Genomic DNA, 24,498 nt, shown 5'->3' with positions numbered 1-24,498 from the left:
AGCCTTGGTGAGAGCCACCAAGCTACCGCGTCGCCCCGACATCGGGCCGGTCGGAGAGCAAGGAGGTCAGGCCACGGTGGCGGGCGGCAGGCGGTCGACGACCCCGTCGGCGATCAGCCGTATCGCCCGCGCCACCACGTCGGCGCGCGTGTTCCACTGCGGCGATCCCGGGCCGGCATCGGGCCGGCACCGTTCGCACGCTCGGAACCCGGCCTGCTGCGCGGCGGCGGCACTGGGATAGAACCGCATGTTCTCCACTTTCGGCGGTACTCCCGGGCAGCTCGGCCGACAGTAGATCCGAGTGGTCACCACCGCGGTGAAGAACCAGCCGTCAAACCGGGCGTCTCTGGAGTGAACGGCCCGCACGCAGCGGTCCACATCGATACGCATGCCGGTCATGCGGAAGTGCTACCGGGTCTCGTCCAGAGCGGGTGTGAGACGGGTCCATTCGAGGGTGGCCTCGGCGGCGTTGCCGCCGGGGGTGCCGGTCACCCAGTGCGTGAGCTGCGGCCTCTCCCTGCTGTCCTGGATCACCCAGGTCGCCCCGGTGTCGGTGTCGTCGCGGAACAGGCGGGCCACCCCGGAGCTGTCCACCCGCACCTTCCAGGTCGCGGGCTGCCCCGCCGTACTCGACGAGTAGATCTTCTCCCAGACGGCGGAGCCCTTGCACATGCTCCAGACGCCGCTCTTCTGGACCGTCAGCATGAGCCGCCTGGCGCCGTTGGACACCTTCACACCAGAGCAGACGCCGCTGCCGGTGCGCGGGTCCAGCGCGCTGTCGTCGTTCACCCGGCCCCGGAACTCCAGGGTGAAGTCGCAGCCCCTGGAGACGTCGAGACCGAACGACGCGCTGCAGGATCCGGCCCCGGCGCTCCTGAGGCGGAGCCCGCCGCCGGTGACCCGCGCGCCGCCGCTCAGCACCCAGCCGTCCGTGGTCGCGCCGCCGGTGGTCCAGTCGCCCTCGGCGAGGGGGGCGTCATTGATGGGCTGGGAGATGTCGAGCCTGGCGACCTTGATATTGGTCTGGTTGTGCTCCCAGACGACGAAGAACCGGCCCGGTTCGTATTCGTCGGCGCTGGCATAAACGTCCCAGCCCCGCGCGGCGCCGCTCGTCAGCCGGGCGCCGTCGGCGAAGAGCCGCCCCGGCTCCCAGGGTTCGCCGGGCCGCCTGACCTTGTAGTAGAGGACCTCGCGGTACTGGTCGGGTTTGCTCGCCGAGGCGCCGGTGAAGGGCCCCGCCAGGGTGTTGAAGATCGCCAGGTAGCGGCCGGCCGTGTCCCGGGTGAAGAACGTCTTGACGTAGTAGTTGGGCAGGTTCTCGTCCAGCGTCATCGGTGACCAGGTCAGCCCGGCGTCGGTGCTGGTCGCCGTGGCGCAGTGGGCCGCGTTGGCCCGGTAGTAGGCGTCGCGTGCGGCGGCCGAGGTGCCCTGGGTCAGGTTCAGCGTCCGGGTCACCATGACCAGCGTCCCGGGGTCGTCCTGGGAGACGGCGAGCTGCGGCTCCTCGATCGCCACGCCCGGCGGGTTCTCCGCGAGGCCGCCGGAGGTCCAGGTGCGGAGGTCGGCAGAGCGCAGCACGCCCGCCCTGGTCGTGGTGCCGGAGTGCCGCCAGTACGGCACCAGCCACAGGCCGCCGGATCTCACCGGTTTCCCGGCGACGACCACTCCCCGGCCGTTGTCCGGCACGTCGACGGTGACGGGGAAGTCGGTCCATGTGCGGCCGTCGTCGGTGCTCCTCCTGACCACCATCGAGGTGGGGAAGCCGTCGACGCCGCCTTCCCGGTCCCGGTCCCGGTCGATCACGATCTGGCCGAGCAGCGCGTAGAGGGTGCCCGCGTCGTTGAGGAAGATCACATAGTGGTAGCGATGGGTGGCGGTGGCCGCGGCGAGCGTGCTCACGGTCCAGCTCTTGCCGCCGTCGCCCGATCGGGCGCACATGATGGAGCCCTGGTCCGTCGGCGCGGAGTCTCGTTCGTCCCGAACCCCGGCTCGCCAGCCGACCACCAGCCGCCGGTCGTCCAGGGCGACGATGTCGGGGACCCGGTTTCCCTCGTGGGCGAGCTCGCCGCCCGGCCCTCTGTCCACCTTGCCGTAGACGGTGAAGGGGAGAGTGACGTCCGATCCGACCACATCGCTATCCGGCCATGACATGGATCACAGCGAACCGGTGGGAGATGGACGGGAGGTTGCCGGAGGATGGCGCTCACGCGTCCGTCGTACGGGGTTCGGAACATCCCGGCCCGCGCGGAGCGGAAGGTCCCAGCGGGCGAAGCGGCACTGCCATCGGTGCCGGGGCGAAGCTGTACGGTCATCGGTCATCGGTCAGCAGAGGCGAAACTGTACCTTCGTCGGTCCGCAGAGGCGGAGCCGTACGGTCGTCGGTCCGTGGGGCGAAGCTGCACCGTCATCGGTCAGCAGAGGCGCAACTGCGCCTTCGTCGGTCAGCAGAGGCGGAGCCGTACCGCCGTCGGCGCCGGGGGTGAAGCCATATCGTCGTCGGTTCGCGAGGGCGGAGCCGTACCTTCGCCGGTATGTGGGGGCGGAGCTACACCGTCGTCGGTACGCGGGGGACGGGACGATGGCCGTGGCCGCGGGAGGGCTCCGGGCTGATCCGGTCGGCGAGCTGGTGAAGGGCCCGGGCCGCCAGCCGGCGGGAGGTGCCGGAGCGTCTGGGCGTCACGCGCCGGGCCTCCGCCTCGGCGATCATCTCGGTGTGCTTCTGCTGGTGGAGGGCGTAGGCCTGTATGTCGTTCATCGTGGGTCTCCTCTTTGGGGAATGCGGCTGGATGAGGGGCGTCGCTGTTCGTGCTGGGAACGCGGGCGGTGAAGAGGTGTCGCCGTTCGGTGTCGGGAACGGGGGCGGACGATGGAGATGTCGCCGTTCGTGTCAGGAGCGCGCGCGGATGATGGAGATGTCGCCGTTCGTGTCAGGAGCGCGCGCGGATGATGGAGATGTCGCCGTTCGTGTCAGGAGCGCGCGCGGATGATGGAGATGTCGCCGCTCAGGGTGTGGGCGTGGATCTCGACCTGCTCTCCGCTGTCGGTCGGCTGGTCGGCCTGGTCGAGGGAGGAGCCGACACCGCCCGACATCGACGAGACGTCAAGCCACGCGCTGGTCCCCGGGACGACGCCGATCTCGACGTTGCCCGAGATGGTGTTGATTGCGACGCTTCCACGGATGACGGACTCGACGGTGACGTCGGCCGAGGCGCTTTTGGCCTGGACGGAGTCCCCGGCCGCCCGGATACGGGAGCGCCCGGAGGCGGTCCGGATGGTGGCGGCGCCGCCGACCGTGCCGAGCTCGGACCTGCCCGAGGCGGTGGTGACCGTCGCTTCACCGTGGACGTCCCGCAGGCTGACGTCTCCGGAGGCGGTTTTCACCCAGGCGTCGCCCTCGGTGACGTCACAGGTGACGTCACCGCTGGCCGCATTGGCGGAGAGGCCGGTGCAGCAGTCGATCCACGTGTCGCCGGAGGCGCTCTTGGCCGTGACCTCGCCCAGGCGCCCGGTCATCCGGACATCCACGGACGCGGTGGTGAAGTCCACCCGGGATCCCTCCGGCAGGCCGATGAGAATCTCCAGGTTCGAGCCGGGGCCCCGTGACAGGTGCTGCTCGGGCGCCGTGACGAAGATCGTGCCGTCAAGGTGTTCGACGCGGATCTGCTCCGCGCCCTCGACGTCGGCGGATCTGGACGGGTTGGCGGGTCGTACCTCGACCACGGTGTCCTCTCGCGGCGTGGCGGTGATCCGCAGATTGCCTGCGGGAAACTTCACCTGGAGGGCGACGGGTCCCGGAGTCTGGAAGACGGGCATGGCGAACTCTCCCTTGCGGGTTGCGGGGGGACGTGCGGATTGTGGGAAGAGCGGAGGTCAGCGGGCCCAGCCGCTGATGCGCTTTCCGATGACGGGCGGGCGGGGGGCACGGGTGTCGCGGGGGGGCTGAGCCAGGGCCGTGGACACCGCCCGCACGAGCCAGGCGTTGACCGAGACGCCCTCCAGGCTCGAGGCCTCCTCGATGCGGCCCTTGAGCGGCTCGGGCAGTCGCAGCGTGATGCGCGCGGTGCCCGCGTCGCCGGGGAGCGGGGGCGGCTCGGGGGGAGCGGGCGGCATCGGCGGGAGCGGAGGCGCCGGTGCGAAGGTGTCGGACGTGCTCGGCGGCGGCGTCACCACGAACTCAAGCTCGCGGTTGCGGATCCGTACCTCCACGGAGCCCGGGGCGAGCTCCCTGGTGACCTCGTCGGCCGCCGCGGAGAGCGCGTCGATGAGCGTGAGGCGGACGGCGGAGTCCAGTGCCGTCGTGAGGTTCTCGACGGCGGCACGGGTTTCGGAATCGGCGACCGCCGCCGCCGCGGCCAGTGCGCGGCGGAGATTCTCGACAAAGGGCGTGACGTCCATAGGCATTACTATGACGTCATTTTGACGTCATGGCAACCCTTATGACGTCAAAATGGGAAAGATGGGTTGAAGGTGGATGGCGGGTGTGGCTCGGAGAGGCTCCTGCCGCCCGCCGTCCGGTGTCTCACCTCGCTCGTCTGGTCCGGGAGGGACACTCGCTCATCTGGATCGGGAGGAGTAGGGGAGCAGGGCCATCTCGCGGGCGTTCTTGATGGCCGTGGCGAGCCGCCTCTGCTGCTGGACGGTGACGCCGGTGACGCGGCGGCTGCGGATCTTGCCGCGATCGGAGATGAACTTCCGCAGCAGATCGACGTCCTTGTAGTCGATGTAGCTCACTCCCCGGAGGGGGTTGGCCTTCTTGCGCGGGGTGCGGAGGGACTTCACGCGGTCTCCTTGAGGTCGAGGATGTGGGCGAACGGATCGTCGTAGCCGTTCCAGGCGTCGGAGCCGGCGACGGACTCCTCCGGGGTGAGCAGGCAGGAGTCGAGCAGCGAGTGGATGCGGTCGCGGTCGAGCTCGGGACCGGTGAAGACCAGGTGCTGGACCCGGTCCCCGATGATCGGCGACCAGTCGAGGGAGGCGGCCATCTGGCGCGCGGGGGAGATCATCTCCCAGGCGGCCTCGGGCAGGGCGGCCAGCCAGGGACCCGCGTCCTCGACCGAGACGATCCCGGCGACGGCGTCCCATGCGAGCATGTTCGTGTGCCGGTTGGCCAGCCAGAACCGGCCGCGGCTGCGGACCGACTCGGTGACCAGCTCGTCGACGGCCTCGAACAGGCGTCCCGGGTGCAGGGGGCGCAGCCGGTGCCACACGACCGTGCTGATCTCCCCGGTCTGGGAGTCACAGGGCAGCTGGGCGGTGGCCGGGTCGACGCGGGCGGCGAGCTCGTCGACGCAGAGCGCGGGCCCGGTGACGGCCGGCGGGGTCTCGTGCGTGAGGGAGGCCGGGGTGGTCGGCGCGAGGTGGCCGAGCACCGCGCGGGAGAGCTCGACGTCCTCGTCGTCGCCGTCCCCCACGTGGATCAGCAGCCCGGTGGCGTACTCGATCTGCCTGGCCAGGACCTCGGCCAGGTAGCGGTCGTCGCCCGAGGCCGCCCGCCTGCCCGTCTCGGCGAGCCTGTCGCCGCGGCAGATGTCGACCGGCATGTGCTCGGCGTCCAGGGCGGTCAGTACGGAGGTCAGCCGCAGGGTGCCGTGGATCTCCTCTCCGTCCAGGGCCTCGGCCACCGAGCGGGGCTCGACCGAGTCCCACAGCTCGGCGATCAGCAGCGGCGCGGTCGCCGCGTGCCGTAGCAGCTCGGGCACGAGGTCCTCGCGGACCGTGCAGGTCACGCAGCCGTGCGCCAGCCGTACCTCCGCACGGTCGACGACGCCGGAGGCGTCGCGGGTGACGCGTTCGACGCGGCCCCGGGTGACCTCGCGGAGGTCGTGGTGGATGGACACGGCGCCCGGATGGTCCTTCAGGAGCCTGTCAACGACGGTGGTGCGGGCCTGAGCGTGCAGGCCCGCGACGAGAACGACGGGAGTGGACACGGGGGCCTCCTAGCGGGAATGTTGCAAGTATGAAAACCGTTATCGGTATCATTGCACAGCAGGCAACCCCGAGAGGAACAGATCTTGGCCGGAAACGAGCTCCGCCCCGTGGTCAAACTGCGGTCGACCGCAGGCACCGGCTACACCTACGTGACCCGTAAGAACCGGCGCAACGACCCGGACCGGCTCACCCTCACCAAGTACGACCCGATCACCCGCCAGCACGTTCTGTTCCGAGAGGACCGATAACTCATGCAGAAGAACATTCACCCCGATTACCGCCCGGTCGTCTTCCGCGACCCGAGTGCGGACTTCGCCTTCCTGTCCCGCTCGACCGTCACGAGTGACAAGACCATCGAGTGGGAGGACGGCAACGTCTACCCGCTGGTCGACGTGGACGTGTCCTCGGCGAGTCACCCCTTCTACACCGGACGGGGCCGCGTCCTCGACACCGCCGGTCGCGTCGAGCGCTTCAAGCAGCGCTACGGAAGCCGTTGATGTCCGCCCACTGTCAGCTCACCGGGGTCGCGCCGGTTTTCGGCAACCGCATCTCGCACTCCCACCGGCGCACCCGGCGCCGGTTCGACCCCAACATCCAGTCCCGGCGGTACTGGGTGCCCACCGAAGGGCGCTCGGTACGGCTGACGCTGAGCGCCCGTGGGATCAAGACCATCGACAGGATCGGCATCGACGCCGCCATGGCCCGCATGCGGGCGCGGGGGGAGAGGGTCTGATGGCCAAGAAGAGCAAGATCGTGGCCAACGAGCGCAGGAAGATCGTCGTGGCCCGCCACGCCGGGCGCCGGGCCGAGCTCAAGGAGACCCTCAGGACCGGCACGCCGGAGGAGAAGGCGCGAGCCGCGAAGGAGCTGGGCCGTCAGCCACGCGACGCCAGCCCCACCCGCGTCCGCAACCGCGACTCCACCGACGGCCGGCCCCGCGGGCATCTGCGCAAGTTCGGGCTCTCCCGGATCCGCTTCCGCGAGATGGCCCATCGGGGCGAGCTTCCCGGCGTCACCAAGTCCAGCTGGTAGGAGCACGGCATGGCAGTCCCCACGTCCGGCTGGTAGGAGCACGACATGGCAGTTCCCAAGCGGAAGACCTCCCGCAGTAACACGCGCCACCGCAGGTCCCAGTGGAAGGCGAAGGTCCCCGACCTCGTCCCGATCGTCGTGAACGGACAGCGGCTTCTCGTCCCGCGTCCGCTCATCCGCGCTTACCATCGCGGTCTCATCTGACGGCCGGGCCTTCCCGCCCACATGCGATCCCCGCGTCCGATCATCGGGCGCGGGGATGCCTCTGTCCGGAGGTCGTTCCCTGTACGGCCCGCGCGGAGGCCTTCGTCCCGGGGGCGCTCGCGCACGGATCCGTGCGAAGGCCGAACGCCGCTGACAGCGGCTCGGACACCATCGATTCGGGCCGGTCGCAGACATCTGGCGGGTGGACCCGGTGGCGCTGCGCACAACGTTGACCGGGTTTCCCCGTGACCCGCAACGGCACCTGCCCCCGAAACAACCCGGCCAAGGCTCGGAGACGCTCCACTAGCCGCAGGTGATCTCGGTGAAGGTCGGGGGCGTGGCGGCGGCGCCCACGAAGCCGATGTCGGAGACGGTCGCTCCCGCGGGCAGGGAGGGCTTCTCGGGGGGAGCGTGGATCATCGCGATGGGGCCGCTCTGCATGTGGGTGCCGTTCCAGGCCTGGGTGAAGGTCGCTTCCATCGGCTGGACCCACTGGATGTACCAGCCCTGCATCGGCCGGTCGGTGGTGTTGCTGATCGTCGCCGAGCCCCGGTAACCGCCCGGCCAGGACTCGACCAGGGTGACCGTGGCCTTACATCTGGATCCGGATCCGGAGGCGGCCGAAGAGGCCGTGGAGTGAGCCGAGGCGGCCGGAGGGGCGGAGGCCGTGGGGAGGGGGGAGCCGGCCGGGTGGGCCGGGTGGGCGGTGGCGAGTGCCGCCGGATGCGTCCCGCCGTGCCGGACCTGCGGTCCCTGGCCGACACATGCCGCCGCGATGAGGGCCACCGCCGCCCCGAGTGACACGAGGCCCAGCAGTGGCGCGATCTTCTTTCCGGACGGCACCGGGGTTCCCTTCCGCGAGGACACGACGGGTGACACGACGGTGGTCTCGGCCGGTGCCAGGCGGGCACCGGCCGAGACCGGAGGTTCCTAGGGGCTGGTACAGGTGACGGTCGGAGACCCGCTGGTCCCCGAGGCGGTGAATCCGAATGTGGTCGAACCACCACCCGCCAAGGTCCGGTTCCAGTCGGCGTTCTTGGCGGTGACGTTGGCTCCCGACGCGGTGAAGGTGCCGTTCCACAGGCTGTTGATGGCACTACCGCTGCCGAGCGTCCACTTGGCCGTCCAGCCGTTGATGCTGGAGGAGCTGGGGTTGCTCACCGTCACCTCGGCCTGGAAGCCTCCCGACCAGGAGCCGGTGGTCCGGTAGGTGGCGGTGCATCCGCCGCCGCCGGTCGGGGGCGGGGTGACGGTCGGAGTCGGAGTCGGGGTCGGGGTGGTGGGCGGGGTCGGAGTCGGGGTGGTGGGCGGGGGCGTGGTGGTTCCCCCTCGGCCGACGCCGGTCACCTGGCCGCTGCCGCCGTCGAAGACGACGTCGGAGCAGTTGTAGAACGTCTCGGCGCTGTCGGACCGCTTCCACACCGAGTAGATGATGTGGCGGCCGGACTTGCCCGAGGGCAGGGTGGCGTTCCAGTAGTAGTTGGCGTCGTTGGTGCCCGGGTTGCCGACACTCTGCGGGTGATCGGCCGTGTGGAAGGGCTGAGTCTCGAGGTCGCCCCAGGTGAGCGCCCGGTTGGGGTTCCAGCCGTCCTTGGTGATGTAGAGGTAGAACCAGCCGGGGTGGGCGGCCCACTTGTTGTATTTGAACTGGATGTTCGCCCCGGAGGTGAGGTGGGTCACCGGCCAGTTCGAACTCGGAAGGTCGAACCCGCTGTAGCCGGGGTTGCCGCCGCTGCACGCCTGGCCGTCGGGGATGAACCCGGTGGTCCGCCCGGCGCCGTCGGACCGCAGCACGCTGAACCAGTTGTACAGGGAGTTGGCCCCGCTCTGGGCCACGGCCGCCGAGCACGCCTGGTTGATGGGAACGATGTTGCCCTGTGGCGAGAGACCGTCCTGCCAGCAGAAAAAGGTCCGGCTGCCGGGCGTCATCATGGCGCCGTGCGCCGAAGCCGAATTAGGAATGAGGACGACGGCGAGCAGCGCGGTCATAAACGCGACCGCACCGGTGACAGCCATCCTTCGCCATTTTCTCACAGAATTGACTTCCCTTTCGAGGTATGACGAATTGCTGATCAATGGCAGTGAAGCGCTCACGCGAGACGGACTCTAGATTGCCGCTCTCCGGGTGTAAACGGCACGCTTTTCGCGGGAGGATTATCCGGGCCGTCGGCGCAGTTCAGAAAGGGTTTGACGCGGCTGTGGGAGATGAAAGATTCACGGTCGACGGGCGTCCGGATCCCCCGGTGCGGCAGGGGGAGGAGTGGGCCGTACGGAAAAGAAAAAGGACCGGCCCAAACGGTGCCTGGGCTGGTCCTGTATGAAGTCGTCGCGGGGTCGACCCCCCGCCTGCGGCCGGGTCTACCGGGTGCTCTCCGCGGCGGCGAGTTTATCAAGCGCCGATCCGGTGATCCGGTATGTGATCCATTCATCGAGGGGCGCCGCACCGAGAGAGCGGTAGAACTCGATGGCCGGGGTGTTCCAGTTGAGAACCGCCCATTCGAACCGGCCGTAATCACGTTCCACGCAGATGCCGGCGAGTTCGATGAGCAGTTCCTTGCCGTGCCCGCGTCCCCGGTGATCGGGGTGAACGAAGAGATCTTCGAGATAGATTCCGTGTTTGCCGCGCCAGGTGGAATAGGAGACGAACCAGAGCGCGTACCCCGCGACCCTGTCCCCGTCGGTGGCGATGTGGCAGAACACGGCGGGGGAGGCGCCGAACAGCGCGTCGTGGAGCTGTTCCGCCGTGGTCTCGACCTTGTCCAGGGCCTTCTCGTACTCCGCGAGTCCACGAATCATGTCGATGATCGCCGGGACGTCGTCCGGCGTTGCGGGGCGAATCATGCTCGAAGTCTAGGCACTCGGGGTCGATGGGCCGCGCAGGCGAAAGCCCCGTTTGCCATGAAAAGTCCCTGGTCATGGTTATATGGCCGCAAAGGTGATGGCTGCCGTAGGTTATCTGTTGATCGAGTGCGGATTGCTGAGGAAGGCGGATCATCATGTCGACGGAACCCACCGGTGAGCGGTTGACGGAGCTCAGGCAGGCATTCGCCGCCCTTGACACCGACGGTGATGGTTTCATCACCGAGAAGGAGTTCGCCGATCACTTCCCCGACCTGCCGGCCGACGCCGTCGGGTCGCTGAACAGGGCTGATTCCGACAACGACGGGCGCTTCTCCTTCGAGGAGTTCGTCCGGCTCGTCTCCTGAGGACCCTTTGCCGTTTGACGGCGTGACGCGCGTGGGCCCGTTCGGCGGGACCCGGCGAGAACGCGGTGTCACGGAGAACGTGCGGGTGGCGGCCCGGCCGTCACCCGTACACGTGGTGCGGACGCGTTCATCTCGAGACCTCGGCCATCCGGTACGCCAGCGCGGTACTGGTGCTCACACCCAGCTTCTGGAACACCCGGGCGAGGTGGGTCTCCACCGTGCGGGGGCTGAGGAAGAGCCGCTCCGCGATCTGCCGGTTGGTCAGCCCCTGCGTGGCGAGTTCGGCGATCTCCCGTTCGCGGCCGGACAGTCCTGTCTCCTGCTCGGGCCGGCGTGTCCTGCGGGCACCGGCCCGGCGCTGCTCGCGCCCGACGCGGTCCGCCAGCCACGGCGCGCCGCACCCGGCGAACAGCTCCCCGGCCCTGCCGAGCTGGCGCTGCGCGGCGCGGGTGTCGCCGAGTAGCGCGGTGAGTTCCGCGAGGAGTATCCGCGCCAGGCCCTCGTCGATCGGCAGGGTCTCCGCGGCGAAGCAGTCCACCGCGTACCGGGCCGCGGCCGTCGCCGCCGGATGATCACCGCGGGCCTGCGCGATGACGGCCCTGGCGCGGGCCACGGAGCCCAGCTGGGCGCGCGGCGCGCCTCTCTCCGCGACCGCCGCCGCCCGCGCGTACCACTCCCAGCCGCCGACCAGGTCGCCGCAGGCGACCTCGGCCTGTGACCGCAGCGCGTACACCGAAGGGGCATGGGGTCCGAGCCCCTCGGGGTCGGGACTGAGCCTCGCCGCCAGCAGGTCCCGGCATCCGGCGGGGTCACCGGCGAGGAGAAGCACCTCCGCCATGGCGTGGTCGGCGATGTTCCGCCACCACATGGAGCGCAGGGTGTGCCGGTCCCGCAGGTCCGTCACCAGCGGAAGGGCCTCGGCGGGGCCGGCCCGCCACAGCAGCGGCCGGGACTTGAGCGCCAGGACGAAGGCGTGCATCTCCGCGCTGTCGAGATGCCGGGCGATCTCCTCCCCGTCCTCGGCGTCGGCCAGCGCCTGGGGAGCCATTCCCAGCCGGGCGTGCACGACGGACCGCACCGCGTAGAGCTGCGGCACCACGTCGTCATGCCCGTGCCGGCGTGCGATTCGCAGCCCGCGCTCCACGTGGCGGAGCGCGTCGTGATGCTCGTCCACCAGGAACTCGGCCCAGGCCAGCGGAGGCATCAGCCCCAGGTCGGCGCGGAGTTCCGGGTCGGTCAGCGCGTCGGCGCGCCGACGCGCCTCCTCCAGCAGCGTGCGGCCCTTGCCGAACCGGCACCGGTACAGCTCGGCGAGTGCCAGCAGCGCGATCGAGACGACGGCGAGCCCGCTCCGGCCACCGGAGCCGGCCGACCTGAGCGCCTCGGAGGCCAGCTCCGCCCCGGTGCGCCAGTCTCCCCGCAGCATGTCGACGGCGGCGAGTTCCACCAGCAGGGCGCTCCGTACACCGGGCCCTGCGCCGGGCGTCCTGTCCAGCTCGGAGCCGAGCAGGGCGCGGGCCTCGGGCAGGCGGCCGAGTGCCCGCTCCGTGGCGCCCAGCCGTTCCAGGGCGGTGTACCGGTGCGCGCCGTCACCGGTGGCGAGCTCGTGCAGGATCGTCCGCGCCTCGTTGAACCGGCCCGACAGCCTGAGCGCCTTCGCCAGCTCCAGCCGTAGCCCGGCCCGCCGTTCCGCGAGCTCGGGGTCGTCGAGCAGCGCCCGCAGGGCGGCGCGCAGCCAGCGGGCCGCGGTCGTGGGGGCGATGTCCACGGAGTTCAGCGCGGCCGCGGCGAGCAGGTCGGCCCCGGTGGCGTCGCCCGGCCGTACCCCGTGCAGCAGGTGTTCGGCGCGTAGCGACAGCGGCGCGCCCTGCCGGGCCAGGTGGTCGGCCGCGCGGCGATGGGCGGCGATCCGCCAGGACGGCCCCGCCATGCGGTACGCGGCGGCTCGGATCAGGGGGTGGCGAAACCGTAACCGCCCGGCGGTGACGCGTAGCACATCTCGTGCCACGAGCCCGTCCAGCGCCACCCGGACGTCGTCCTCCGGCATCTCGGCAATGGACGCGACCAGCGCCGGATCGAGCGCGTCGGCGGTGATGGAAGCGGCCTGGACCACCGTGGCCAGAGCCGTTCCGAGCGTTTCGAGCTCTCTGGCGATCAGGGCGTCGAGCTCCGTCCGCCCGCAGTCCTCGCCCCCCGAGGCGTTGCGCAGCTCGTTGACCGTACGCTCGGGCAGCCGGCTCAGGATCTCCAGGTAGAGCGGGTTGCCCCTGCCGATCTCGTACAGGCGGCGCCGGTAGGCGGGCCGCTTCCCAGGCAGCAGCGATTCGGAGTCGTCCGGTGACAGCGGCCCCAGGGACATCCGCGTCACCGGGGCGGGGGAGCTCGCCAGCGAACGCTCCAGCACCGGTGGCAGGAGCCCCGCGAGGGAGGTGAGGACGGTGACGGTCGCCCGGGGCGGGTGCCGTACCAGATGGTCGATCAGCTCGGCGGACGCCGCGTCGGCCCAGTGCACGTCGTCGAGCAGGAGCAGCAGGCCGGACGGCAGGGCCCGTGCCTCCAGCAGGGCACGGGCCTGACGGTGCGCCCTGTGCCGCTCCACGCCGATGATCTGGTCACCGTCCTGGACCGACGGGGTGCGCGCGACGAGCCTGACACGCAGCCAGTCGGCGTACGCGGCCAGCTCCGGATGGCTCCCGGCGTCGTCCAGGGCGTCCAGGACCAGCGCCCACGGCGCACCGCCCTCCATCTCCGCGGCCCGGCCCGAGAGCACCGGGACGCCGTCGGCCGCCGCGGCGGCGGAGAACGCGGACAGGAGCCGGGATTTGCCGATGCCCGGCTCTCCGTTCACCACCACGAAGGCCGGTCGTCCGCCGGCCAGCAGCTTCCGCAACTGTGTCAGTTCGGCGCCGCGGCCGGGCAGGACGTCGGCCGTCCTGCCGGTCCGGCCCGCGGCGGATCCGCCCGGGCCGGTCGGCCGGGCCCTGAGCGAGCGCACGTCCATGGCTCAGATCTCCATACGTGATGGGGAGGGGAGATGGCCGTCCCGCCACGTACGGAGCGGGGCGGTTACTCGCCGGATCGGAGGGCGCGCATGCGGCCGACCGGCGGGGGGTCGTCCTGGACGGCCGAGGTGTCCGGGGAGGGGAGTCCGTACATCTCGTACAGGCGGCGGCGCACGCGTTCGAGGGGGTACTGGTCCTGGTAGACGGAGGCCTTGAAGATGACGCCTTCCAGGACGCTGCGGAGCATCACCTCTTCGAGGGCCGGATCGGCCGCGCCACGGGCCGCGAACATCTCGCGCAGCCCGTCCTCGAGGCGACGCACCGCGTCTTCCTTCCTGGCCTCCGCCTGCGCGAAGAGCGGGTGCGTCGAGGGATGGATCACCAGACTGAGGGTCATCTGCTGCACGGGCAGGGACTGGGCCACCGTGAGCAGGACGCCGTCGATGATGGCGGCCAGCCGCTCGTCGGGCGTGCCCGTCACGGCCAGGATGGCGGTCACGCTGTCGATGTAACGATCCAGAAGGTTGTCCACGAGATTCTGCTTGCCTGGGAAGTAGTAGGTGATCAGACCGCGAGAGACTCCGGCACGGGCGGTGATGTCGGAGATCGTGGCATTGTGGTAGCCCTTCTCGCTGAAGACCTCCAGCGCGGCGGAGAGGATCCTCTCCCTTGACTGCTCGCGCATCACTTCGTTGGCCTGCGCTGATCGTGGCGACACTCTTACCCACCTCACTGGCTCGCGTCATGGCTCGTACGAGGCGAGAGCCGCCCTGAAGCCATTCTCGCGTGCAGCACCCGGCCGGGGGCTCAGTGGCGAGTAGCCGGCCATAAACCTTCTTTCCAGTTGACGGACACGATCGGGGAGCCATCGGTGATGCAATGTTGACTGTACAGCCATCCAGCTAAAAACCGATCAAATCCAATGATCGGGAAAGTGAATTTCGCCGCCGGACCGGACGGGGCGCCCTCATCGGGCCTCATGGGATCAACGGAGCGCACTCGTCGGGCCTTACGGGATCCGGAGGCTCCTACCGGATCCGGTGGCGCCCGCCACCGTGTTGTCGCGTCGATTTTTCTCGTCGCCGGATACGGGGACGCGGCGGCCGGATGCTTCGACGGAGGTGCGGAGCCGGTGTCGTTCCGTACGGGAACGCCGGTTACGGGCCGAAAGTCGCCGGCGGAGGTCGTCCGGGGCGGTGTTCGCAGGCCGGAGACGGTGAACGCGCGCCGCGTGGCCGGATGTCACGTGGCCGGGATTCGGCGAGGCGGAGCGCGGGTGAGGCGGAGCGGAGGCTGGACGGGGCGCGGGATGGACGGGCGGGCCGGTGGCGACGCCGCCGCCGAACCCGGGTTCAAGGATCCCGCCATCGGTGCGGATCCTTGAAGCCGTGATCCTAGAGCGTCAACGGCGGGGTCAGGACGCCATCAGGCGCATGTTCGGCAGGGGTTCGGCGGTCCGTGCGCCGGTCAGGTCGGAGCTGACGGCGAACTTGGCGAGCAGTCCGGTGGCCCTCAACACCATGCAGACGGCCGGAGACGGTGCGAGCAGTCGCAGCGTGCCACCGCGCTGTGCGGCTCTGCGCAGGGTGGAGATCAGGACGGCCACGCCGCTGGTGTCCATGAGGGTCACCCGCGACAGGTCGAGGAGCAGGCGGCTGCCCGGACGGTCCAGGGCGGCGAGAAGGTGCTCGCGGAGTGTGTGGGCCGAAAAGATGTCGATCTCTCCGGCGACGCGGCAGATCGTCCAGTCGAGTCTGTTTTCCATGGAAAGGTCCATCAGGACCTCCAATCAATGGACGGAGACCACCGGCTGAAACCAGCCGTTACCTGCGCGTCCGTTAGGGCGAGTCGAGCCGACAGGCCAGGCCTTCCACCGAATCTCGACCGAGCGGTTCTCGTCCACAAGGTCCGGGGTGCCGTTGCTGGCTGACTGCTTTGACTACATAGTGTACATCCTGATTACGCAGTGTACAACGCGACCATGGTCCGGTGATGTCACCGACACGCCGGTATTCTCCCTCGGCCGTCACGGCGACCTTGGAGCGGAGGCGTCCCCGAGGTTCGCCGGGGGCGGCGCCGGAGCCGGGGAGGAGCCCGGAGACGGGAGCGGGATCGGGGCCGGAAGCGGGGCGGGGCGCGGCCCGTCGAGCCCGCCCCGCGCGGTCGATTCCCGCCCGGAGGCTCATTGGAGCGCCGAGATGCTCCGATCGGAGACCGCCCGCAGCGACTGGCCGAGATCGGAGTCGATGGGGAACGCCCCCCTCAGCTTGGTCACCTCCAGCAGGCGGTCGAGGAACCCGTGAACACCGACGAGGCGCAGCCAGCCGTTCCGTTCGTAGGCGCGACGCAGAGTTGCCAAAAGCACCCATATGCCCGTGGAGTCGCAAAAATCCAGATCCGTTGCGTCAATGATGAGACAGACGCGGCCCCGCTCCATCAACTCCGTGAGATCTTCCTCCAACTGCGGAACCGAGAGTTTGTCCAGATCGCCCACGAGGGAAACCACTGAAAACCGGGGGTGATCTCTCACGATGACGGAAAGTCGGTTCATGCTTCCCCGCTGTCTACGGTGACGGAAAGCCGAATCATGATGCTTCGCTGTCTACCGCTGTTTTGGAGACAGCGCCCGTACGGGAGCGCGCAAGGACGGAAATCATTACCACCGTACGCCTGCGGCTCGCGACAGTTCAACGGGTGAGGTGAACCCCCGGCGGGGGATATCCGCCCGCTTGACTCCGTGGTCCGGCGGAGCGACGGACGGTGACGACACCGCCCCGCGGGCTCGTTTGCCCGCCGCCGCCGGGGGCACGCGGAGATCATGGGAACCACTGGTTCGGCGGTGCTCACCGTCAACGCGGGATCATCGAGCCTTCAGCTCCATCTCGTCCGGGACGGTCGGGTCCTGGGCACCGAGCACAGCGAGCGGAGCCCCGATCCCGAGGCGGCGGAGCAGGTCGTCTCCGCCTTCCTCGACGCCGCGCCGGAATGTGACGTCGTGGCGGTCGGCCATCGCCTCGTGCACGGGGGTGAGGCCGTACGGAGACCGACGGTCGCCGACGACGCGGTGCTGGCCGCGGTGCGTGAGTACGCGGACCTCGCCCCGCTGCACGTACCGCCCGCGCTCGCGCTCGTCGACGCCGCACGGAGGCGGCTGCCCGGCGTCCCGCACGTGCTCTGCCCGGACACCGCCTTCCACGTCACCCTTCCCGAGAGCGCCGCGACCTACGCGCTGCCGTCGGAGTGGAGGCGCCGGTACGGCCTGCGCCGCTACGGCTTTCACGGACTGTCCTACACCTGGGCGCTGGGGCGGACGGCGGAGCTTCTGGGACGGTCCGCCGCGTCCCTGCAGGTCGTCCTCACCCATCTCGGCGGAGGTTCCTCGGTGTGCGCGGTCCGCCAGGGCCGCAGCGTGGACACCTCGATGGGGTTCACCCCGCTGGAGGGGGTTCCCATGAGCAAGCGGTCGGGCAGCGTGGACCCCGGCATGCTGCTGTGGCTGTTGTCCGGCTCCCGGCTCTCGATCGAGGAGCTGCGCGAAGGGCTGGAGCATCGGTCGGGGCTGCTCGGGCTGTCGGACGGCAGGTCGGGCGATACGAGAGAGCTGGTGGCGGCCGGTGACCCCGCCTCCGCGCTGGCGCTGGAGGTGTTCGTCCACCGGGTGAGCCGGGAGATCGCCGCCGCCGCGACCAGCCTGGGACGGCTGGACGCGCTGGTGTTCACCGGGGAGATCGGCTGGGACCAGCCGGAGGTCCGTGACGCCGTCTGCCGCAGGCTCGCGCTTCTCGGGATCGAACCCCCCGTTCGCACCGATCTCGACACCGACGGGACGATCAGCGCGCCCGGCGCGATCGTGCCCGTGCTGACCGTCCGGCCGCGCGAGGAACTGCAGCTCGCCCGTGACACGCTCGGCGCGCTCGGCCGCCCTCCCGAGAGCCCGGTGCCCTCCTGAGAGCCCGGTGAAGGACGGGGCGTGACGGTCGCGCCGCCGTGAACCGTGAACACAACTCGGATCGGAGATCCCGCCGGAGCCTGTGCCTTGGAGGCGAGGAGGGGGGAGGCCGCCCTCACGGATGGTGATCGTGGAGACGGCGGATTCTGCCCTACGAGGCCGACATCCGGGTTCCGTTCGAGGGCATCCCGTTCGCGGGCCTGGGCGCGGCCGTTCGCCGTACCGCCTTCTTGATGGCGTCGGCCGCGCCGTTCTCGACCGGGGAGTGCTCAATGACCATCGGATTGAGACGGCCGCCGTGCTCGTCGTGGTGGTCGGCGTCGGCGTCGTCGAACCACACGCCCCCGTCCGCCAGATAGCGGAAGAGGATGGGTTCCCGCGACGGAACGGTGAGACTCACCTGGTACGTGCCGTTGTTCTTACGCTCCATCGGATGGGCGTAGGGGTCCCAGTTGTTGAAGTTGCCGACCAGGGAAATTCCGCCCACAGGCTGGTCGTTCGGTACGGTGAAGGTGATTTTGACCTGCCCGTCTTTCGTGGGCTTGCCGCGCTTGATCACTGAAATCCTCCTGACATGACTGCCTCCATGGATAGCTCGCCGTGATCTTGTTGACGGAAAGACGTGAAGATCACGTCAACTGCCCGAATCACGCCCTCCACGACGGGTCGCGATCGGGAGGCCGACGTTCGGTCACGGCCGAGCCGTCGATCGATCCACAGGGATCGTTACCGTCAGCTACGGCGGGACAACCCGGGCAAACCAACTTTTGATCAGTAGTACGTCCGACCTTGACCAGGTTGTGATCGTTAACGGGTTCAAGGCGAGGAGCGGGAGCCTTTCACCGGAAGTGTGATGGGGTCGGCCACATGGTCGCCGTCCGCCAAAATGGTGGGGTGGACGTACGGCCGATCTCCCCGTCGCTGCTGGTCGAGGAACTCGCCGACCGGATAGCCTCCGCACCCCGGGAGTCCTGGGTGCGGGTCGCGTTCGACGGCGCGCCGGCGGCGCGACCCGACGAGCTCGCGGACGCGCTGGCGGGCCCGCTCCGCCTCCGTGGCCGCGAGGTTCTCCGGGTGTCCGCGGACGACTTCCTGCGCCCGGCGTCGCTGCGTTTCGAGTACGGCAAGACCGATCCGGACGCCTTCTACACGGACTGGCTCGACTCCGGAGCCCTGGTGCGCGAGGTCCTGGGGCCGCTTGATCCCGGCCGGTCGGGAAAGATCCTGCCCACGTTGTGGGACAGCGCCGTCGACAGGGCCACTCGCGCGCCCTATGTCACCCTGCCCGAGGGCGGGGTCCTCCTGCTGGACGGATTCCTGCTGCTCGGACGGGGACTTCCGTTCGACCTGACCGTGCATCTGCGGCTCTCACCGGGCGCGCTCGCCCGGCGGACCGCCGCGGAACAGCGGTGGACGCTGCCCGCCTACGCGCGATACGAGGAGGAGGTCGCACCGGCGGGCGTCGCCGACGTGGTCGTCAGGGTCGACGACCTGAGACATCCGGCGGTGGTCACCCGGCGGTGAGGGTGAGGAGGCCGGATCCCGGGGAGAGCGGACATCCGCCTGGGCCCGGGAGCGAGGCGGCCGGATCCCGGGGGGCGAGCGGACGCCTGCCGAGACCCTGGCGGCGAGGCGGCCGGATCTCGGGGACGGGGGAGTGGACGCCTGCCGGGAGACGGGACGCGTCCGCCGGGACGCGTCCCGTCCGTGAGCGTCTCTCCGCGGTGCCTACACTCCGGCGCGCGACGGCATTCTGCCCTCGCTGTAGGACTCGCTGATCGTCTCCTGCTCCATGGACCGCTTGTCCGTGTGGGTCTCCTCGATCCGCAGCGCGATTCCCACCGCGAAGAAGGTCGGCGCCCACTGGCCGATGAAGATTCCCCACCGGTCCGCTCGATCCCTACCGGCGTCCTCCAACGTCTCCGAGGTCAGCCACGACGCGACCGAAAGGCCGATCGACGCGAGGCCGGCCGCGTACATGGCGTTGGACCTCACGCCCATTTTGTGAAGCATGCTGATCATTTCATCCCCCCGATGATGGTTCGTTCTTATCGTTACCCTCGCGATATGCCACGTAACCGGATGAGACGGACTGCAGGTGGCGGCGTCCGACTTGGATGAGACGGTGTGCTCACTCCTCCCCGAGGCGCTTGAGAAGCTCCTCCCGCCGGGCCTCCAGCTCGGCGCTGAGGGCTTCCTGCTGATCGGCCATGTTGATCAATGATGATCGCTCGGTGGCGTCCGTCGGACCCATCTCGCCGACCTGGCGGCGCAGCTCGGCGGCTTCGGCACGAAGTCTCGCCAGGTCCTCATCAACCTGCTGGAGTTCTTCCTGAGTACTCATCCGGAGTCCATACCCCTGCCTTCGGCCCCGACTCACGGGCGTCCAGCCACATCTGCCGGAACCGAACCGGTCCGGCCGGTGTAACTCCCGCATGAGACGAATCCCGCTGCTCCTGATGATCATTGTTCCCCTGCTGGCCCTCGCGGCGCCGGCGCGGGCGGGTGGCTGGGCGGCCACCTTCATGGACCCGGCTCCGGCAGGAATGCGCCCCAACACGACCTACACGCTCGGCTTCTGGCTGCTCCAGCACGGCACGCACCCCTACGAGGGCGCCAACCTGGGCGAGGTCGGGCTGGAGTTCACCAGCGGAAAGAAGCGCATCCTGTTTCCCGGCGTGCCGCTGAAGGAACCGGCCCACTACGCCGCGGCGATCTCCCTGCCCCCGGGCACCTGGCAGGTGGAGGGTGTCCAGGGCTGGTTCTCGCCCTACAAGATCGGCACCCTCACCCTGCCGGGAGACCTGAAGCTCGCCCCCCTTCCGGAAGACCTCAAGCAGGCGATCGCCGCACAGGCGCCGCAGCAGGACTACTGGGGCGAGATCCGCCCGCCGGGCTTCCCTCTCGGCACCGCCACTCCCCAGACCGTCACGTCGCCGTCCGCGACTCCCCAGCCCGCCGCCGCCCTGTCGGCGCCCCTCGAGACGACCACGGTCGCGGTCGTGGAGGCGGACTCCTGGTGGCGCCCGCAGTACACGCCGGTGGCGCTCCTGGGGCTCGTCGTCCTCGCGGTCATGGCCTACCGGCTGCGGCGGCGCTGACCGCGTGAGCGGCTCCCGCCGAGCATCCGGACGGGTCCGGATGCTCGGCGCCGAGTGAGCGTGCGGCGGAGCCGGAGGTCCGGCGCTGAACCCGGCACGTCGGCAGTGCGTATCTCCGCCTGAACGCGAGCTCAGAGGAGAACCATGAACAACGTCACGGCCTCCGTGAGGACTCTCCGCCCCGCCGCCGCCTCGTGCCCGTCGTGGTGCGAGCGCGAGCATTCCACCACCTACGTCACCCACACGGCCGATGTCGCCGAGCTGGAGAACGCCGATGGATCCACCGTGGTGATCACGCTCTCCCAGCACCTGCAGCCGGGCTACGTCGGAGAGCGGGTCGTACGGGTCTACACCTGCATGGGCGGGGAGTCCACCATCGCGGACCTGCCGCCGCACTCGGCCGAGGCCCTCGGGCGCTCGATCGTCGCCTTCTCGCCGGACGAGTCCATGCGCGCGTACGGCCTGGCCCTGCGGAGGGCCGCCGCCCACCTGCTGCTTCCCGGGCTGGCCCGGCCCCGGACCGAGGAGGACGTGCCCGCGACCCGGCTGGGCGACGGCTCCGATATCGGTCCCGCCACCGCCGAGTCGCACTCGCAGGAGAAGCTGTTCCGGATAGCGTTCCTGTCCGGCTATCTCAACGTGACGAAGGCCCCGCCGATCCTGGACGGGGGCGTCGTCGAGCACCGGCTCAGCCAGGTCCTGTCGCCGAGGGAGACGGGCGAGCTCTGCGACATCGTGCGGGGAATGCTGACCCGCCGCGCGGACTCCGCCGGGGCGGCCGAGGAAATATCCGGTCAGAACGGACTGGCGGTGAACCGATGAGAGCGGCCGGCCGTACCTCGAGGATGTTGACACATTCACGCCAGGCCGGTGTCGCACGGAACCTCCGGGCGATCACCGTGGTGACCCTCGCCCTCTCGTTCTCCCTCGCCTGTAGCGGAAACCAGGACCCCGGCGCGCCCGAAGCCGCCGGGAACGTGATCCCGGCGGCCGTGCCGTCCGGCCCGCCGCCCACCGTCGAGGAGCTGGCGGACAAGGTGGACTGCAAGCCCGCCATCCAGGTCGACGTCGTTGACATGCGGCAGGGGTACTGCAAGACCCCCGTCGGCCAGTTCTTCGTGACGACCTTCGTCACGCAGAGTGGCAAGGACCAGTGGATGGACGCGGCGCCGGAGTACAACCCCCACCTCGTCGGCAACCTCTGGACCGTGCTCGGGAGCCGGAAGGTGCTGGACGAGCTGCGCAAGGAGCTCGGCGGCGACCTCCACCTGAAGGACCACAGGATGACCCCCGCCCCGACCCCGGCGCCCGCCGGATGACGAGCACCGATCGAAGTGCCCGGGGCGAGCCACCCGGCGCCCGGGACGGCGAGCACGCCGGCGGGCTGCGAGGCGCGCTCGATCGGGTGCGTCATGTGATCCGCGGCCGCCGGGGAGACCTCCGGCGGCCGGGCCGCCCGCTACCAGGTGACCGGGATGCGGGTGAACCCCCCGGTCAGGGACGCCTCGCGCTCCACCAGCTCTTCGACGGGGACGGCGAGGGCCAGGGTGGGAAAGCGGCGGAACAGGGTGGTGAACACCGACCGTAGTTCCACCCTGGCCAGACTCGCCCCGATGCAGTATCTGGCCGCGTAACCGAACGAGAGCTGCTGTTCGCCGAACCGGCGGCCGATGTCGAACCGGTCGGGCTCGGGGAAGATCCGCTCGTCGCGGTTGGCCGACATCGTGACGATGATCACCGCCTCGCCGCGCCTGATCGTCACACCGCCGATGGTCACGTCCTCGTGGGCGTATCGGGGCAGGCCGTGGTTGCCCGGCGCGGCCATCCGCAGGATCTCCTCCACCGCCGCGTCCGTCAGCGAAGGGTCGGCGATCAGGGCGTCGCGCTGCGAGGGGTTGGAGAGCATCAGCAGCACGCCGTAGTCGATCCGGTTGACCGTCGTCTCGTGGCCGGCGAACAGAAGCCCCGCGGCGAGTGAGGCGATCTCGTCGTCGGACGCCTCCATGGTGGCCATGTCGGAGAACACGTCGTCGGCCGGGTCGGCCCGCTTGCCGGCCAGGATCTCGCGGGTGTAGCCGGTCAGCTCGGCCTTCGCGGCCCCGGCCCGCTCCCGATCGGCCAGGTCCGTCATCGCGTCGGCCAGTTTCCTGAAGTACGCGCGGTCGTCGTACGGCACGCCGAGCAGCTCGCAGATCACCAGCACGGGCAGCGGCAGGGAGAACGCCTCCCGCAGGTCCACCGGGGGCGCCTGCTCGGCCATGCGGTCGAGCAGGCCGTCGACGAGCTCCTGGACGTGGGGCCCGAGGGCGCTCATCCGGCGGGCGGAGAAGGCGGGGACGAGCATCCTGCGCATCCGCTCGTGCTCGGCCTTCTCGGTCTCGACGTCGCCGCGCGGGCCGCCGATCAGCACCGAGTCGGAGATTCGCGGGGCGCGCTCCGGATCGGGGGCCGAGCGGCCGAGGCGCGGGTCGGCGAAGGCCTGCCTCGCCTCCTCGTAGCCGGAGACCAGCCAGGCGAAGTCACCCGCCTGGGTGCGGACCCGGGTCACCGGCTCGGTGGTCCGCAGCGTGCGGTACATCTCCGGCACGTCGAGCGGACTGCTCCGCTCGAAGGGCAGTCTCGGCAGGTCGGCGGGGTCGGCGGGGTCACTGCGGTCGGCGCTGCGGTCGTCCATGGCCGGGGACACCTCCTGAGGCTCGACGTCAAGGGCACTCTCGAACGTGCCACCCGCGGGCGTGTTCGGCAAGTGACAGGCCGCGGGCCCGTACCCGCGCGCCCGTCTCCGCTGTACGGCGCGTGCCCGAAATCATTCGTGGTCTTGACTATCCCGTGGGATTAGTGATTACACTCCGGAGCCATGCGGATTCGGAGCGAGACGCCGTCGCCCTGGCCGCTTGCCGGATGCGCCGGGCCCGGATCCCCTGTCCGGGCGTGGTCGTGGCAGGCGAGCCGGTGCGCCGGGCGCCCTGCCCTTCGAAATCGATTCCTCTACTCTGTGTGGCCGTTTCATAACGTTCCGCATGTCAGTGCTTCCAGAAGGGCAGATCGTCCCTGTCGCAGATCCCGAGATGCTCACGATCGGCCGACCACTTCTCACCCACCGCATTCGACCAGGGGGAACCACTGATGGGACGCGTAATGCTGGCAGCTCCGCGTGGATACTGCGCGGGCGTCGAACGGGCCATCGTCACCGTGGAGGAGGCACTGCGGCGGTACGGCCCGCCGGTGTACGTCCGCAAGCAGATCGTGCACAACACCTTCGTGGTGGGAGATCTCACCCGGCGCGGCGCGGTGTTCGTCGACGAGCTCGACGAGGTGCCCGACGACGCGCTCGTCATCTTCTCCGCCCACGGCGTCTCCCCGGCGGTCAAGGAGCAGGCCCGGGAGCGCGGCCTGCGGACCATCGACGCGACCTGCCCGCTGGTCACCAAGGTCCACAAGGAGGCCGTACGGTTCGCCGAGGTGGGCTACGAGATCGTCCTCATCGGCCATGCCGATCACGAGGAGGTGGAGGGCACCCTGGGTGAGGCTCCCGACCACATGCACGTCGTCGACCCCGCCCGCCCCGACGACCTCCACCTGCCGGATGACACGCCGGTGAGCTGGCTCTCCCAGACCACCCTGTCGGTCGACGAGACCATGACCGCCGTCAGGCGGCTCCGTGAGCGCTTTCCCGGCCTGGTCGATCCGCCGAGTGACGACATCTGCTACGCCAGCCAGAACCGGCAGGAGGCCGTGGCCAGGATCGCCCCGCACTGCGACCTTGTCGTCGTGGTCGGGTCGTCCAACTCCTCCAACTCCCAGCGGCTGGTCGAGGTCGCCCTGGGGGCGGGTGCCCGCTCCTCCTACCTGGTGGATCGAGCCGCCGACGCCGACGAACGCTGGCTCGACGGCGTGGAGACGGTCGGCGTCAGCTCCGGGGCCTCCGTCCCCGACCACCTGGTCGCGGAACTGCTGGACTGGCTCGCCGCCCGCGGCTACTCCGACACGGAGTCGGTGACGCTGGCGGAGGAGACCCTGACGTTCTCCCTGCCCCAGGAACTCCGGTAGCGGCACCGGTGGCCCGCCGAGAGGCC

29 protein-coding genes and 1 pseudogene are annotated in these 24,498 nt (G+C 69.9%); 12 read left to right on the top strand and 18 right to left on the bottom strand.

What is annotated here, in order from left to right:
- Nucleotides 1–90: 90 nt before the first annotated feature.
- From DKM19_RS36490 to DKM19_RS36460, 7 genes and pseudogenes are all read right to left on the bottom strand, one after another.
- Nucleotides 91–390, bottom strand: a pseudogene (locus tag DKM19_RS36490) (Ada metal-binding domain-containing protein); the annotation flags it as partial.
- 18 nt (nt 391–408) lie between these two features.
- A complete protein-coding gene (locus DKM19_RS36485; RefSeq protein ID WP_162642032.1) occupies nt 409–2,130 on the bottom strand; it encodes a sialidase family protein in 1,722 nt (573 codons plus the stop codon).
- 415 nt (nt 2,131–2,545) lie between these two features.
- Nucleotides 2,546–2,755, bottom strand: a complete 210-nt coding sequence (locus tag DKM19_RS36480) for a hypothetical protein (protein WP_110702162.1) — start codon at nt 2,753–2,755, stop codon at nt 2,546–2,548.
- Between the two features lie 212 nt (nt 2,756–2,967).
- The gene (locus tag DKM19_RS36475) at nt 2,968–3,813 is read right to left on the bottom strand and encodes a DUF4097 family beta strand repeat-containing protein (protein ID WP_110702160.1); all 846 of its coding nucleotides are present in this window, start codon (nt 3,811–3,813) and stop codon (nt 2,968–2,970) included.
- 57 nt (nt 3,814–3,870) lie between these two features.
- A complete protein-coding gene (locus DKM19_RS36470; RefSeq protein WP_239513774.1) occupies nt 3,871–4,395 on the bottom strand; it encodes a hypothetical protein in 525 nt (174 codons plus the stop codon).
- Between the two features lie 159 nt (nt 4,396–4,554).
- On the bottom strand, nt 4,555–4,779 hold the full coding sequence (gene rpsR, locus DKM19_RS36465) for a 30S ribosomal protein S18 (protein WP_110702155.1): 225 nt from the start codon (nt 4,777–4,779) through the stop codon (nt 4,555–4,557).
- Nucleotides 4,776–5,927: a GTP-binding protein gene (locus tag DKM19_RS36460; protein ID WP_110702153.1), complete on the bottom strand. Its 1,152-nt coding sequence runs from the start codon at nt 5,925–5,927 to the stop codon at nt 4,776–4,778. The genes rpsR and DKM19_RS36460 overlap by 4 nt, the downstream gene beginning before the upstream one ends.
- Nucleotides 5,928–6,011: 84 nt before the next feature.
- Here DKM19_RS36460 and rpmG point away from each other — a divergent pair, with 84 nt between their 5' ends.
- Genes rpmG through rpmF form a run of 5 tightly spaced genes read left to right on the top strand, consistent with a single transcriptional unit; the run spans nt 6,012 to nt 7,164 of the window.
- The gene (rpmG, locus tag DKM19_RS36455; RefSeq protein ID WP_110702151.1) at nt 6,012–6,176 is read left to right on the top strand and encodes a 50S ribosomal protein L33; all 165 of its coding nucleotides are present in this window, start codon (nt 6,012–6,014) and stop codon (nt 6,174–6,176) included.
- A gap of 3 nt (nt 6,177–6,179) precedes the next feature.
- Nucleotides 6,180–6,425 (top strand): type B 50S ribosomal protein L31, encoded by a 246-nt coding sequence (locus DKM19_RS36450; RefSeq protein ID WP_089205814.1) that lies wholly within the window; start codon nt 6,180–6,182, stop codon nt 6,423–6,425.
- On the top strand, nt 6,425–6,661 hold the full coding sequence (rpmB, locus tag DKM19_RS36445; RefSeq protein WP_089205813.1) for a 50S ribosomal protein L28: 237 nt from the start codon (nt 6,425–6,427) through the stop codon (nt 6,659–6,661). Before DKM19_RS36450 ends, rpmB begins: the two co-directional genes overlap by 1 nt.
- Nucleotides 6,661–6,960: a 30S ribosomal protein S14 gene (gene rpsN / locus DKM19_RS36440; RefSeq protein WP_089205812.1), complete on the top strand. Its 300-nt coding sequence runs from the start codon at nt 6,661–6,663 to the stop codon at nt 6,958–6,960. Before rpmB ends, rpsN begins: the two co-directional genes overlap by 1 nt.
- Before the next feature lie 45 nt (nt 6,961–7,005).
- Complete coding sequence (rpmF, locus tag DKM19_RS36435) at nt 7,006–7,164, top strand: 50S ribosomal protein L32 (RefSeq protein ID WP_110702150.1); 159 nt, start codon at nt 7,006–7,008, stop codon at nt 7,162–7,164.
- 303 nt (nt 7,165–7,467) lie between these two features.
- Here rpmF and DKM19_RS36430 read toward each other — a convergent pair whose 3' ends face one another.
- From DKM19_RS36430 to DKM19_RS36420, 3 genes are all read right to left on the bottom strand, one after another.
- Entirely contained in the window at nt 7,468–7,950 is a 483-nt protein-coding gene (locus DKM19_RS36430) for a cellulose binding domain-containing protein (protein ID WP_239514512.1), read from the bottom strand.
- Nucleotides 7,951–8,094: 144 nt separating this feature from the next.
- Nucleotides 8,095–9,180, bottom strand: coding sequence for a lytic polysaccharide monooxygenase (locus tag DKM19_RS36425; RefSeq protein ID WP_110702146.1), 1,086 nt, complete (start codon nt 9,178–9,180; stop codon nt 8,095–8,097).
- A 342-nt stretch (nt 9,181–9,522) separates the two neighbouring features.
- A complete protein-coding gene (locus DKM19_RS36420; protein ID WP_110702145.1) occupies nt 9,523–10,005 on the bottom strand; it encodes a GNAT family N-acetyltransferase in 483 nt (160 codons plus the stop codon).
- A gap of 155 nt (nt 10,006–10,160) precedes the next feature.
- On the opposite strand from DKM19_RS36420, the gene DKM19_RS36415 reads away from it, so the two are divergent.
- Nucleotides 10,161–10,370 (top strand): EF-hand domain-containing protein, encoded by a 210-nt coding sequence (locus tag DKM19_RS36415; RefSeq protein WP_110702143.1) that lies wholly within the window; start codon nt 10,161–10,163, stop codon nt 10,368–10,370.
- Nucleotides 10,371–10,497: 127 nt separating this feature from the next.
- Here the strand turns inward: DKM19_RS36415 and DKM19_RS36410 are convergent, their stop codons facing one another.
- The 4 genes from DKM19_RS36410 to DKM19_RS36395 form a co-directional block, all read right to left on the bottom strand.
- On the bottom strand, nt 10,498–13,371 hold the full coding sequence (locus DKM19_RS36410) for an AAA family ATPase (RefSeq protein ID WP_110702141.1): 2,874 nt from the start codon (nt 13,369–13,371) through the stop codon (nt 10,498–10,500).
- A 65-nt stretch (nt 13,372–13,436) separates the two neighbouring features.
- Nucleotides 13,437–14,090, bottom strand: coding sequence for a TetR/AcrR family transcriptional regulator (locus tag DKM19_RS36405; protein ID WP_204358393.1), 654 nt, complete (start codon nt 14,088–14,090; stop codon nt 13,437–13,439).
- 696 nt (nt 14,091–14,786) lie between these two features.
- The gene (locus tag DKM19_RS36400; RefSeq protein ID WP_162642028.1) at nt 14,787–15,137 is read right to left on the bottom strand and encodes an STAS domain-containing protein; all 351 of its coding nucleotides are present in this window, start codon (nt 15,135–15,137) and stop codon (nt 14,787–14,789) included.
- Between the two features lie 417 nt (nt 15,138–15,554).
- The gene (locus tag DKM19_RS36395) at nt 15,555–15,923 is read right to left on the bottom strand and encodes an STAS domain-containing protein (RefSeq protein ID WP_110702135.1); all 369 of its coding nucleotides are present in this window, start codon (nt 15,921–15,923) and stop codon (nt 15,555–15,557) included.
- Nucleotides 15,924–16,190: 267 nt separating this feature from the next.
- Here DKM19_RS36395 and DKM19_RS36390 point away from each other — a divergent pair, with 267 nt between their 5' ends.
- Nucleotides 16,191–17,321 carry an acetate/propionate family kinase gene (locus DKM19_RS36390; protein ID WP_110702133.1) on the top strand — a complete coding sequence of 377 codons (1,131 nt, stop codon included), beginning with the start codon at nt 16,191–16,193 and terminating at the stop codon, nt 17,319–17,321.
- A 151-nt stretch (nt 17,322–17,472) separates the two neighbouring features.
- Here DKM19_RS36390 and DKM19_RS36385 read toward each other — a convergent pair whose 3' ends face one another.
- Nucleotides 17,473–17,880, bottom strand: a complete 408-nt coding sequence (locus DKM19_RS36385; RefSeq protein ID WP_110702131.1) for an isoamylase early set domain-containing protein — start codon at nt 17,878–17,880, stop codon at nt 17,473–17,475.
- Nucleotides 17,881–18,188: 308 nt separating this feature from the next.
- Here DKM19_RS36385 and DKM19_RS36380 point away from each other — a divergent pair, with 308 nt between their 5' ends.
- A complete protein-coding gene (locus tag DKM19_RS36380; protein ID WP_239513772.1) occupies nt 18,189–18,845 on the top strand; it encodes a uridine kinase in 657 nt (218 codons plus the stop codon).
- Between the two features lie 204 nt (nt 18,846–19,049).
- Here DKM19_RS36380 and DKM19_RS36375 read toward each other — a convergent pair whose 3' ends face one another.
- Entirely contained in the window at nt 19,050–19,334 is a 285-nt protein-coding gene (locus DKM19_RS36375) for a hypothetical protein (protein ID WP_239513771.1), read from the bottom strand.
- A gap of 118 nt (nt 19,335–19,452) precedes the next feature.
- Nucleotides 19,453–19,665, bottom strand: a complete 213-nt coding sequence (locus DKM19_RS36370) for a hypothetical protein (protein WP_110702127.1) — start codon at nt 19,663–19,665, stop codon at nt 19,453–19,455.
- A gap of 91 nt (nt 19,666–19,756) precedes the next feature.
- On the opposite strand from DKM19_RS36370, the gene DKM19_RS36365 reads away from it, so the two are divergent.
- From DKM19_RS36365 to DKM19_RS36355, 3 genes are all read left to right on the top strand, one after another.
- Nucleotides 19,757–20,422 (top strand): hypothetical protein, encoded by a 666-nt coding sequence (locus tag DKM19_RS36365; protein ID WP_162642027.1) that lies wholly within the window; start codon nt 19,757–19,759, stop codon nt 20,420–20,422.
- A gap of 144 nt (nt 20,423–20,566) precedes the next feature.
- A complete protein-coding gene (locus DKM19_RS36360; RefSeq protein WP_110702123.1) occupies nt 20,567–21,244 on the top strand; it encodes a hypothetical protein in 678 nt (225 codons plus the stop codon).
- A 23-nt stretch (nt 21,245–21,267) separates the two neighbouring features.
- Entirely contained in the window at nt 21,268–21,741 is a 474-nt protein-coding gene (locus DKM19_RS36355; protein ID WP_204358392.1) for a hypothetical protein, read from the top strand.
- 140 nt (nt 21,742–21,881) lie between these two features.
- Here the strand turns inward: DKM19_RS36355 and DKM19_RS36350 are convergent, their stop codons facing one another.
- On the bottom strand, nt 21,882–23,096 hold the full coding sequence (locus tag DKM19_RS36350; RefSeq protein ID WP_110706240.1) for a cytochrome P450: 1,215 nt from the start codon (nt 23,094–23,096) through the stop codon (nt 21,882–21,884).
- A gap of 452 nt (nt 23,097–23,548) precedes the next feature.
- Between DKM19_RS36350 and DKM19_RS36345 the strand changes: the two genes are divergently transcribed.
- Complete coding sequence (locus DKM19_RS36345; RefSeq protein WP_110702121.1) at nt 23,549–24,472, top strand: 4-hydroxy-3-methylbut-2-enyl diphosphate reductase; 924 nt, start codon at nt 23,549–23,551, stop codon at nt 24,470–24,472.
- Nucleotides 24,473–24,498: the final 26 nt, after the last annotated feature.

Origin of the sequence: Streptosporangium sp. 'caverna' (assembly GCF_003203775.1) — a bacterium.
Classification (GTDB): Bacteria; Actinomycetota; Actinomycetes; order Streptosporangiales; family Streptosporangiaceae; genus Streptosporangium; species Streptosporangium subroseum.
Note: the sequence above shows the minus strand (reverse complement) of the source record. Positions and strands in the feature narration are given on the sequence as shown.